Source organism: Shewanella sp. MR-4 (genome assembly GCF_000014685.1).
Taxonomy (GTDB): domain Bacteria; phylum Pseudomonadota; class Gammaproteobacteria; order Enterobacterales; family Shewanellaceae; genus Shewanella.
On the sequence record NC_008321.1, the window covers coordinates 3116369 to 3128118 of the forward strand.

At 49.3% G+C, this 11750-nt stretch carries 7 protein-coding genes; 2 read left to right on the forward strand and 5 right to left on the reverse strand.

All coding sequences use genetic code 11. The annotated features are described in order from the left end of the window. Window positions 1–13 precede the first annotated feature (13 nt). The 3 genes from SHEWMR4_RS13765 to SHEWMR4_RS13775 all read right to left on the reverse strand — a co-directional run bounded on the left by SHEWMR4_RS13765 (window position 14) and on the right by SHEWMR4_RS13775 (window position 6116). The gene (locus tag SHEWMR4_RS13765; RefSeq protein WP_011623371.1) at window positions 14–772 is read right to left on the reverse strand and encodes a phosphatase; all 759 of its coding nucleotides are present in this window, start codon (window positions 770–772) and stop codon (window positions 14–16) included. An 87-nt stretch (window positions 773–859) separates the two neighbouring features. Beyond that, window positions 860–4108 carry an SNF2-related protein gene (locus SHEWMR4_RS13770; RefSeq protein WP_011623372.1) on the reverse strand — a complete coding sequence of 1083 codons (3249 nt, stop codon included), beginning with the start codon at window positions 4106–4108 and terminating at the stop codon, window positions 860–862. A 184-nt stretch (window positions 4109–4292) separates the two neighbouring features. Continuing rightward, on the reverse strand, window positions 4293–6116 hold the full coding sequence (locus SHEWMR4_RS13775; RefSeq protein ID WP_011623373.1) for a DUF885 domain-containing protein: 1824 nt from the start codon (window positions 6114–6116) through the stop codon (window positions 4293–4295). A 526-nt stretch (window positions 6117–6642) separates the two neighbouring features. Between SHEWMR4_RS13775 and SHEWMR4_RS13780 the strand changes: the two genes are divergently transcribed. Then, window positions 6643–6852, forward strand: coding sequence for a cold-shock protein (locus SHEWMR4_RS13780; protein ID WP_011623374.1), 210 nt, complete (start codon window positions 6643–6645; stop codon window positions 6850–6852). 387 nt (window positions 6853–7239) lie between these two features. Here the strand turns inward: SHEWMR4_RS13780 and SHEWMR4_RS13785 are convergent, their stop codons facing one another. After that, window positions 7240–9186 (reverse strand): monovalent cation:proton antiporter family protein, encoded by a 1947-nt coding sequence (locus SHEWMR4_RS13785; protein WP_011623375.1) that lies wholly within the window; start codon window positions 9184–9186, stop codon window positions 7240–7242. 169 nt (window positions 9187–9355) lie between these two features. On the opposite strand from SHEWMR4_RS13785, the gene SHEWMR4_RS13790 reads away from it, so the two are divergent. Continuing rightward, window positions 9356–10246 (forward strand): GGDEF domain-containing protein, encoded by an 891-nt coding sequence (locus tag SHEWMR4_RS13790; protein ID WP_011623376.1) that lies wholly within the window; start codon window positions 9356–9358, stop codon window positions 10244–10246. A 50-nt stretch (window positions 10247–10296) separates the two neighbouring features. Here the strand turns inward: SHEWMR4_RS13790 and tilS are convergent, their stop codons facing one another. After that, window positions 10297–11694 (reverse strand): tRNA lysidine(34) synthetase TilS, encoded by a 1398-nt coding sequence (tilS, locus tag SHEWMR4_RS13795; protein ID WP_011623377.1) that lies wholly within the window; start codon window positions 11692–11694, stop codon window positions 10297–10299. Window positions 11695–11750 lie beyond the last annotated feature (56 nt).

Here is an 11750-nt window from a genome sequence, read left to right on the forward strand (position 1 = left end):
TAACGTCGGCGCCTCAAGCGATATCGTCGCTAAACAGCGGCATTAAATCGGCAACGCTTTTATGCCCCCGCTGAGCTAAGAAGTTAAGCAGCGCCATCGGCGAGCGGTTGAGTAGCTTATCCTTTGGATAATCAACCGCTTCAATAATACTTAAGGCACGATCAAACCCGCCAAGACTAAAAGCCACATGGGAATCTGAGCCCATCACTAAGGTGGCCCCCAATTCTTTTGCTGCTTTGGCAATCGCGGTGCAGTTAGCTTCGCTGCCCTTGCGAGAGACTTCAAAGGAGGAATTATTGATTTCAAGCGCCACCCCATATTCGGCAGCAGCTGCGGCTACAGCTTCAATATCAATGGGATAAGCAGGATTACCCGGGTGGGTAATAATATCGACCTTGCCACTTTTAATGGCGTTGATCATCGCCTCGGTATGGGTGGCCTTATCCGAAGGCGGAAATACCGGTTCATGGAACCCTGCCAACACAATATCGAGCTGCGACAAATAATCGCCAAAGTAATCGATTTCACCTTCGCGGTTTTTAATGTTCGCTTCGATGCCGCGTAAAATCCCCACGCCATCGACCATACGCGGAAGCACGCGTAAATTCACAAAATGCCAAAAATGCGGTGCATCCGCCATCGCCGGGCCATGGTCGGTAGTAGCAAACAGACGGATCCCCTTTTGCTTCGCCACCGCCAAATAATCGTGGATAGTGCTATAGGCATGGGTTGATGCCACGGTATGGGTATGGGTATCGACTGGGTACTGCATGGGTCACCTCTGTCTTGTACTATTGTGTTCTGACTATTGTGATCTGTATGCGTTAACCATTAGTCGGTTAACGTCCCTTAGGCTCAGCTAGTGGAATAGCGAGAGCAATTCATCTGCACTGCCTTGCCACGCGCCTTTGCCTTTTCCTTCGAGAATACTATCCGCTAAACCTTGCTTATGCTGCTGCATTTCTTGGATTTTCTCTTCGACCGTGCCTTCGGCAATCAGCTTGTAAACGAACACTGGATTTTCTTGGCCAATGCGGTGCGCCCTATCCGTCGCTTGCTTTTCTGCCGCCGGATTCCACCAAGGATCGTAGTGGATAACCGTATCCGCCGCAGTGAGATTAAGCCCTGTGCCCCCCGCCTTTAAGCTGATTAAAAATACCGGCGTATCGCCTTCTTGGAACTTATCAATTTGCCCCTGACGCAGCCGAGTTTGCCCCGTCAGTTTGCTGTAGTCGATGTCGAGGGATTGCAGCAATTCCTCAATTAATATCAACATACTGGTAAATTGGCTGAAGATTAAAATCTTGCGACCTTCCTGCACCATTTCCGGCAGGTTTTGGCTCAGCCAGTTTAACTTGGCATTATTTTTAACCTTTTGTGCCTGCTCGAGTTTGACTAATCGCGGATCGCAGCAGGCTTGGCGCAATTTGAGCAAGGCATCTAAAAACTCGATATGACTGCCCGCCACGCCTTGGCTTGCAAATAATTCTCGAATTTTTTTCTCCATACTCAGGCGAATACTTTCGTATAGATTACGCTGATCTTTCTCAAGCTCTAGGGTTTGGTAGATCTCGGTTTTAGGTGGCAGCTCAGTCACTACCTCGGCCTTGGTGCGCCTTAACACAAAGGGGGCGATGCGTTGACTCAACACCTTCGCCTGCTCGCCATCGCCATAACGCTCAATCCGATAGCGAAACGCCTTATTAAAATAGGCGGTTGTTCCCAAGAGTCCCGGTAAACAAAAATCCATCAATGACTTGAGTTCACCTAAATGATTCTCAAGGGGCGTGCCGGTAAGGCAGAGTCTAAACGGCGCTTGCAACGCCTTAATTTGCTGGCTCACTTTGGCTTGGGCGTTTTTAATCTGCTGCGCCTCATCGAGCACTATATGCTCAAACGGCTGAGTCTGGTAATAATCGTAATCCCGCACCATAAGGGGATAAGTTGTGACGACGACATCAAACTCGCTTAATCGCGATAACAGCGGCCCACGCTGGGCGCCATGGATCACCGCCAAACTTAACGACGGCGCAAACTTGGCCGCCTCCTTCGCCCAGTTCCCCACTAAACTGGTTGGGCAAATAATCAGGCTCGGCAATCTTGGCTGCCCTGCTGATTTAGCCTCCTGCTGCTTTAACAGAAACGCCAAGGTTTGAATGGTTTTTCCAAGCCCCATGTCGTCGGCTAAGATGCCGCCGAGTTGATATTCCTTTAAAAAACAAAGCCAATTTAGGCCTTGCTGCTGATAAGCCCGCAGCTGTGCATTCAGTCCTGTCGGCGCACTGACCGCAACCACACCATTAAATTCGGCTAACTTTGTTGCGAGCTGACGCACCCTTTCACCATTGAGCAGGCTAATCTCGCTTTCGGCTAACTCATTGAGTAAATGCGCACGGTACTTAGGTATGGCGATACTGTGGCCGCGATGCTGCTCAAACAACTCTTGAATAATGCTCATTAAAGGTTTGATAACACTGGCTTTAATTTTAAGCCATTCGCCAGAGGGGCTGGGTAGCAATAACTCAGCATCATCGGCGGGCTCGCCATGTTGTTTTAACCAAGTTGCCACCAGCGGCAACATAGGCAAGCGTTGACCATTGATATCGGCATGCAACGACAGGGAGAACCAGCCCTCTTGGCTGTCATCCAGCTCAACCGTTAACGGCGTATCGACCACCTTAAGGCTAAACTCTGGGGCCAATCGCACCTCTATGCCTTGAGTTTGTAATCTTGGGACTTCTTCATCGATAAACGCTAGCCATTCCCGAATCGCATCGGGCAAGTGACCTAAGCTCCAAAGGGAAGCCCCATTTGCAGCGCCCTCCAAGGAAAAGCGGCTAAAGCCAAGGGTTTGCAGCTTTGATACGGCTTGCAGCTCTTCTTCAAGCGCGCGGTTTATCTGATAGGTGGTGCCGCCTTGAGTCACTAGGGTTAATGCTTCTTTGGCGGCATTGCCACTTAAGACGAGATCTCCGTAGACAAACTCCAGCGCCAGATACGGCTGGGCGATGCGGGTCTCCGTTGCAGATGACAGAGCGCTGCCAGGTGGCATTGTGCCTGCGGGGACAACCTTAAGCGTCAAACGAAGCTGTAACTTATCTCTTAGCTCAACAAAATCAATCGCACTTGGCGGCGGCACAGTGCGCGCCGAAAAATGCTTGATCAGTCGATGGCTCACCAGTTCAACCTGGGTGCTCGGCACGGGCGGCATTTGGCTAAGTAGCCGCAGCTTATCGACGCTAATGTCGGTATCGATAAGGCCTATGTGAAAATAATCCAGTTCGATATAGTAAGGCGGCTCTGTCGGCACGAGTTCCCAGTTATCCCGCTCGGGCAAGACTAGGCGCATTTGCTTGTGCTCGCTGTCGATATCTTGCCAGAGAAATTGCGGTGTAATGGCCTCGCCCGCGGTTAATGCGAGGCGGCTCTCCTCCCAGAAGCAGCGCTCGGTGGCGAGCATTTTCTCAATCGCTACCGCCCCTAACTGCGCCTTAAGATACAGGCGCGAAGCGCCGTGGCGTCTGGTCGACATGATAAGATTTAAGATCAGCACATCCTCGGCGCCAATCCAAGCGGGCATATAATATTGCACGTCCGAGAGCGCAATCTTAGTGCCCTTGTTGTAACCACCCTTCTTGCCAAGCTTGCCGCGCCTAAGCTCGATAAACACCCCGTTATCGTCCTTTGAAAGGATATACAGCACCCTGTCATCGTAGAGGGATTCGACATCATTCACATTGGGATCATCGGCTTCATCGAGTAGGTGTAACCACTGGGCGATACGTTGGTCCTCAACGGTCTTATCCGTAAGCAGACTGTAGAGCACCGCGGCCATATGCTTGCAATTGCCGCTGGCGGGGCAGGAACAAAAGCCATTCATCACTAGCTTATGATTGACACTGACCAGACGAATATCCTGACGATAGGGCGTGGTTTCCGTGCCCGTGACTGTGCCTTCGATATGGCGAAAATCGGCATTGGCTTTCGCGCTTAACACCCTCCCCTGCATCACATAATCACGGGCGCGCATCAGTGTCGGCGGCGTGAATAAGGACTCAATAGCCGTTTGAGTCAATTGGATTGGCTCTTGGGGGGACAAGCGATTCATCTGCAAAACCTTGAAACTCAAAAATACCTCGACGGACAATAAACCATGATTGTCTAAGGCATTTATCAACGTGTAAGGGAGAATTGTATTGAAACCGAATGGGGAAAGCCAGAATAGGACTCACATACGAGAGCCGGATAACATACCCGCAGGGATCACCTGCGGGTCGTTAGCTCATGCAAACTTAGGCTTGGCTGCGTTTTTCGGCGATATAACGGTCCACTAATTTTTCTAGAATATCTAAGGGAACGGCACCATTTTTCAGCACTACATCGTGAAAATCCCGTAAATCGAATTTATCACCTAGGGCTTGTTTGGCTTTTTCCCGCAGCTCGAGAATTTTCATCATGCCCACCTTATAGGCCGTCGCTTGGCCAGGCATAACGATATAACGCTCGATTTCGGCGGTCACGTCGCGGTCGGACATACCGGTGTTTTGTTTCATATAGTCAATGGCTTGCTCACGGGTCCAGCGACTGTGGTGGATCCCCGTATCCACAACCAGACGCACGGCCCGAAACAGCTCCGCCTGTAAGCGACCGATATTGTCGAAGGGATCTTGCTGAAAACCGAGTTCCCAGGCTAAACGTTCAGAATAGAGTGCCCAACCTTCGATATAGGCCGTAAACGGCGCCATCTTGCGGATCAGCGGTTGTCCTTCCAACTCCATCGCCACCGCGATTTGGAAGTGATGCCCTGGGATGCCCTCATGGTAAGCCAAAGTACGCATGCCGTATTTAGGCGTGGCTTTGATGTCGAACAGGTTGGCGTAGAAACGTCCCGGACGACTACCGTCAATCGCCGGCTGCTGATAATAAGCGCCCGGTGCAGTTTTCTCTTTAAATTCAGGAATGCGCACCACTTCCATTCCCGCTTTCGGGCGAATACGGAAGGCATTGTCTAAGCCCGCATTCACTTCATCGAGGATTTTTTGGTAATCCACTAAGATCTGCGCTCGGCCCGCATCTGAGTCTTCATAATAGAATTTTGGATCGGCGGCCAGCGCTTCGATTGCCACCGAAAATCCTTGGCTGGTGTCGTATCCCTGTGCGGCCAAAATCGTCATGATTTCGTCCTGAATACGGCTCACCTCGGCTAATCCCTTAGCATGGATTTCATCGGCGCTGTAATTTGTGGTGGTAAAAAACTTCAGCAACTGCTCGTAGGCCACATCGCCATTCGGCAAAGCCCAATAACCATCGTCCGTGCCCGCTTTGGCTTGTAACGCCGTGAAATAATCGATAAAGAGTCGATATGCCGGTTTAACGTCGGACTCGATATTGGCTTTTGCCTGCGCGAGCAAACGCGCCTGTTCATCGGCACTGATTTGCGTGTCGGCGAGCTTAGTCTTAAAGGAGCTGTAGAGAATATTGTCTTCGACGGGCGCGTTGATGAAGTCATTCATCTCGGTTAGCACCCGCTCAATCACAAACTTAGGCGGAATAATGCCCTTAGCCTCTCGAAGCTTTAGTCCTTCTAAGGTTTGGCCAAATTTAGTCTTCACAGCAATTAAGCGTGATAGGTAGTTTTCCGCATCCTCAACCGAGTGAACTTGGTGCTGGGCCTGCATGAAGCTTGGATAACCATTTTGCACACCAAACAATTGATTCACCGGATAATTATGGTAGCGATAGGGTTCAGAGGCCAAGGCAAAATCCGCCAGATACAGGGCGATATCCTTAGATATACGCTGATTATCATCCAGATCGGTATCTTGGTAGCTGAGTAAAGTATCCCTTAAGGCGCGGACTTGGGTAAAGGTTTTATCCATGGCCGCGGGGCTATCATCGTCGAGCAAGGCATTGTGGCCTGTGATGCCAACGGATTCTAAAAATCCCAAAGAGGTCAAGGTCTCGGGACTTTCAAAGGCCATTTTCACCATGCTTCTATCTAAAAATGCACGGAAGAAAAAAGGCTTTTTCGCATACCATTCATGGGCGGCAAGCGCCCCGAGCAACAGCACTAAGGCAAGAGTGCCAAGTCCGATTCGTTTTAATACCGTTTTCAATATTCACGCTCCACTGGTCGTTATTCTCAACATCAATGGGACAATATCCCGAGAGCAAACAATATCACCACCAAAAATTAACAACAATTTAATAAAGTGACAAAAGATGACAATGAACCAATTCCCCCGCTAGATGATTAAAACCAATTTTATTGCCACACAGGGTTGGGCTAATAAATTATTTTCACCTAGGACTTCCGGAGGGAACCACCTGCTATCCTCATGAATACGTACAATAAAAATATTTATTTTTTTCAATAACTTTTCTTTGACTGCCAAATGTAAATGCCCTTATTAAAAATAAAGCTATACAAAAAGTCAGTGTATGCTATTCTGCGTCCTGGCCTGTGAGTCAGACCTATTTATAAGCAATATTATGTTTTTGAAAACCTTCGCTGCACCCTGTAATTTGTTTGCTGTCATGAAGCTTTCCACTCATAACTTATCATCAATGTAAATAATTCTATTTCTGGCTAAACTCCCGCATTGTTGCGAATTATTTTTTGATAGAAATTTGGAGACATTCATGTCTAAAACTACTGGTATAGTAAAATGGTTTAACGAAGACAAAGGTTTTGGTTTTATTTCCCCTGATAACGGTGGCGCTGACGCATTCGTTCACTTCCGCGCAATCGTATCTGAAGGCTTTAAAACTTTAGCCGAAGGCCAAAAGGTTTCTTACGAAGTCGAACAAGGTCAAAAAGGTCCTCAAGCTGCGAACGTTGTTGTTCTGTAATTAAACTCCCGTAAGGGATTAATTAACAACAAGTTTACATACAAAAATGCCGACTCAGTGTCGGCATTTTTTATTGGTGTCTTTTGGGAATTCTCGTTTTTTTACCTAGTCGTAAACTCTACTAGGGCGTGTTGATGTTTCGAGATTAAATTTTGTTCGTTCTGGCAAGCACGTGCTCGCGAAACGAGGAATGATGTGTAGTTATTCTACTCAAATGACGAGTGACAAAGAGCAAGGGCTTGCCAGACGAACCCTTCGGGCAGCATTTGGCTGGCTTTTTTGCTGCGTTATCGTCCGTTTATGTAGAATAACTACACTGCACGGACTTTGCCTTGCATAAAAGCCAGCCACATTGCTGCAAAAATAACCCTGAAACGTCAACACGCCCTAGCCATGTAATAATTTCGCTTCCGCTTTTTCTAATCTTCTTGGCTTACCCACAATCAGCAATATATCCCCTGCACGAAATATCCAATCCGATGCGGGATGTTCAATTTCCTGACCGCTACGTCGAATTGCCCTCAACTCTACCCTTAACAGTTCCCAATCGATATCCGCCACTTGCTTACCCACTGCATCGGCACCGCGGTGTAACAACACGGCGTGCAGCGACTCTAAGGTAAAGTCGGTTTCGGTTCCCGAAAAGAAACCGTGTAAAAATTGGTAATGATTGCGCCGCTCAGACTCTAGCCGCTTTAGGATCCGCGCCAGCGGCACACCACATTGATGCAGCACCTGCGAGACCAACATCAAACTGCCCTCTAATGATTCGGGGATCACCTGATTCGCCCCCGCTTTTTGCAGCATATCTAACTCGCTATCATCACGGGTCCTGACCAAGATTTTAGCGTCGGGTGCCAACTGCTTACACAGGGGTAAAGCTTCTTCTAAACTGCGGGTCTCACAGAAGGTGATAACGATCATTTTGGCATGTTTAATCCCCACCTGTTTGAGGATCGCCCGCTTGCACACATCGCCAAAATAAATCGGCTCTCCCGCGCGGCGCGCCTCAGACACCCTAGTGGGGTCAAGATCGAGCACTAAATAGGGCACGGCTTCTGTCTTTAAAAACCGAGCTATGGTTTGCCCAACGCGGCCGTAACCTAAAATCAGCACCAGATCATGATCATCGGTAACAATCGGCACCACTTCATCCACATGCCCAGACTGGCGGATCCCCAATAGCCACTTGGCAATGTCCACACTGTGGCGCACCAACCAAGGGGCAATACTCATAGACAATACCGCAACCATCACCAACATAGTGCTGGTCTCGTTACTCAATAGTCCATAACTCACGGCAAGGGCTAACACCACAAAACTGAATTCACCGACCTGCGCCAGACTCAAGGCCGTGCTGATGGCAATCCGGAAAGGCTCTCCGACCAATCGCAATAAGCCATGGATAATCAGTGCCTTGCCAACGACTACCGCCAGCAGAATAAGTAAAATCTGCCACCAAAATTGAATAACGAGTGCGAAATCCAGCATCATGCCGATGGAGATAAAAAACAGCCCCATGAGTAAATCGCGAAACGGCCGAATATCCGCCTCAAGCTGGCGGCGGTACTGGCTCTCGCCAAGTAGCATTCCTGCCATAAAGGCCCCTAGCGCCATAGACAAGCCTAACCACTGAGTAAAAGCCCCCGTAACTAAAGCCACCACCAGCGTCGAGAGTACAAAGAGTTCATTTGAGCGCGATCTTGCCACCTCATCAAATAGCCGAGGTAAGGCCCATTTGCCTAAGGCCATCAATAAGAAAAAAGCCAGAATCCCCTTTAGCAGCGCCAAGGCGATTGCCGCTAGCATTAAGGGTTCGTCATTCTGCCCGAGTAATGGCAGTAAGATCAGCAGAGGTACAACGGCTAAATCCTGAAATAACAACACACTGACCGACAACTCGCCATGACGGCGCCTTAGCCAGCCCTGCTCATTGAGCAGTTTCAGCACTATGGCCGTGGAGGAAAGTGCAATCGCCGCGCCGATAACCAGAGATTCAATCCAATTCTGGCCACAAGCCAACGCAACCAACATAGTCAACACTGTGGTCACTAGCACCTGCGCGCTGCCTAACCCAAATACGGTTCTGCGCATCGCCCACAGGCGAGGCACCGAAAACTCGAGTCCTAAGGTAAACATCAACAGCACGACCCCAAGCTCGGCGACAGACTGCATTTGTTGCTGGGTAAACCAGTGAAAACCGCTCGGACCACTGAGCACACCCGTCAATAAATACGCCAAAATTGCTGGCAAACCGATACGTCGTAGCAACGCAATCGCGATGATCGCAATCACCAGCATCAGCAGTATTTGGATCAAGAAACCATGCTCCATCGGTGAGGTAACTCCTGTCAAATTACTGGCGTGTCAAAAAATGGGAATGCGCTTTAAGCTTAACTGAGTGACATACAAAGACAAATTTTATTAATAAACAACACGGCACATATATTGCTTAACTAAGGTTATAGTTTTTATCGCCATTTCATTTGCTGGGGTAAACATAATGGACTTTGGCTTAGCGACAACCTTGTATCCAGACGATTATAACTACCAAACAGAGGCATATAGTCCAGCATCCACGCCACTGGATTTAGTTCAAGTGATCCAGCAACTTCACGCTAGCTTAGATCCGCGGACAGTCTTTGCCTGCTACGGCAAAGTGCTGGGGCAACATTTGCCTATTCAAGGAGTACGCCTGCAAGCAGAGCAATATAAATTAAGCTGGGGCAAACGCTATGGGATCAGTCTTAAACGGCAGCTCATTTGCAGTGGCACTCCACTCACTCTGCAGTATCAACTACTGACGCCGCTGACGCCATCACAAACACTCATCTTGCAAGAGATTGAGCCCTTGTTGCTACAGCCATTATTAAATGCCATGCAATATCAAGAAATGTCGATGCAGGCAATGTTCGATTCCCTAACGGGTTTAGGCAATCGTCACTATTACAGCCAAAGCTTGAAAAACGCAGTCGCCAGAGCCCACAGAAAACAAGGCGCCGTTTCGCTTATCGTATTGGATTTAGACAATTTTAAGCAACTTAACGATAAATATGGCCACAAATGCGGTGATTATATTTTGAAGGAATTCGGTGAGATTATCCGCAGCAGTATACGCAGTACGGATCAAGCCTTCCGCATTGGTGGCGACGAGTTTGTGGTAATAGTGCAAGGTAACATTCATGCGGCAGGATTACTGTGCGAGCGTATTGTCACGGCGACCAATACCCATGCGAGCTTCCATCAATTTGGCGTCAGCAGCAGTCTCGGGGCGGCTGAGGCGAGCGACACCATGGAAGCCGAACAACTCTATGAGCAAGCGGATAAAACCTTGTATCAAGCCAAAGCCTCTGGCCGTAATTGCTACAAGTTAAGCCCAACCCAACTATCTTAATCGAGCATGGATGCTATTCACTTGCGATAAAGCATGGCAAATAGACTTTGCTATCCGATTGCATGCCCATCAAACTTAAGCCCGACATCATCCCCTTGGGCACAAAATGGCTTTTCGACCCAAAGCCCCAGCACCATCACTAAACGCTCGTTATAGAACAAGAACCCCACATCGGCACGTAACCATGGCGGCACAGCGCATTCTTGCCAGAGTTTTTTAAGCTCACGGCCCTTATCACGAAAATGCGGCTGACAGCGAAATTGCCCCGGCAACTGATAACGCAGGCTCACCACCTCATCCGCATTGGGTAAACGCAGCCGAGGGCCAGTTGTAGCCAAGGTAAATGGCGCAATCTTGTCTTCAACCATTGTTGATGCTTGAGTCAGTAAAGCCTGAATATCATGATGCAGTTTACGCGCTGTGATTCGCGGCGCGGCGGATACAGTGCTTACCGTATCCAGATAAAGCATCCCAGCGAAGCGGCGCAGCACACAGTCACCAATTTGGATCTGCACTTTGGCATCCTCTTTTGCTCCCATTAACTGCTGCAGAATTTGCTGCAGCTGCACATAGGAAGGCAATGCAAAGCCTTGGGATTCGATAAAACCCCGCAGCAGTAATCCTTGCCATTCGCTGGTTTGCGTAGAGAGCGCATCAAGCTTAAGCACGGTTTGCTGGGTAAAGGACGCCTCGGTTAACAGCTTAGGTAAACGCTCACTCACCTCGGCATCCACTATGGCCTGCTGCTCGGCGCAGAGCTGGGCGCTGCGGCTTGCGGTAGTGGCAATACTGGGCCAACGCGCTTTTAGGCGTGGGATAATCTCGAGGCGTAAAAAGTTACGATCGTATTTATCGTCTTGATTACTTTCATCTTCGATATGCACTAACTGCCGCGTTTGAGCGAAAACTTCAATCTGCTCACGGCTAATATCGAGCAAGGGCCGAGCCTGCAAGCAAGTCCCCTTCTCGCCGAGAGAGAGCATTTGGATTTGCCCCATGGCGGCTAATCCTTTGGGGCCCTGACCGCGTTTGAGGGCGAGGAGAATCGTCTCGAGTTGATCGTCTTCATGGTGGGCGGTCAGCAGCACATCCTGAGGCTTAAGGTGCTGTAATATCGCCTGATAACGCATTCTTCGCGCCTCGGCTTCAACACTCACTCTCGGCCCTAGGGTCAGTTGCACCCGCTCGACTGTGATAGGCAAACCGTAACTGGCGGCGCGAGTTTGGCAGTGCTTGGCCCAAGCATCGGCATTAGGGCTCAAGCCATGGTGCACATAAATCAATTGATAATGTAACTCGGGGTGATGTTTGGCGAATTCACTCAAACCGTAGGCGAGCACTTCGGAATCGACGCCGCCACTGTAAGCGAGGACTAACTTGCTCCCCGTTTGCAGAGGTAAGCTCGCTAAAAATCGCGCTATATGGGCACAAAGATCCACCGCCACCATTGCTCTCACCCTATAAAATCCATCACTCGCAGATGCTCAATTATCCCTAGCTAACC

Excerpts from the sequence above, each read along its gene's own strand:
- SHEWMR4_RS13765 (WP_011623371.1), bottom strand. The coding sequence starts at position 772 with ATGCAGTACCCAGTCGATACCCATACCCATACCGTGGCATCAACCCAT.
- SHEWMR4_RS13770 (WP_011623372.1), bottom strand. The coding sequence starts at position 4,108 with ATGAATCGCTTGTCCCCCCAAGAGCCAATCCAATTGACTCAAACGGCT.
- SHEWMR4_RS13780 (WP_011623374.1), top strand. The coding sequence starts at position 6,643 with ATGTCTAAAACTACTGGTATAGTAAAATGGTTTAACGAAGACAAAGGT.
- SHEWMR4_RS13785 (WP_011623375.1), bottom strand. The coding sequence starts at position 9,186 with ATGGAGCATGGTTTCTTGATCCAAATACTGCTGATGCTGGTGATTGCG.
- SHEWMR4_RS13790 (WP_011623376.1), top strand. The coding sequence starts at position 9,356 with ATGGACTTTGGCTTAGCGACAACCTTGTATCCAGACGATTATAACTAC.
- tilS (WP_011623377.1), bottom strand. The coding sequence starts at position 11,694 with ATGGTGGCGGTGGATCTTTGTGCCCATATAGCGCGATTTTTAGCGAGC.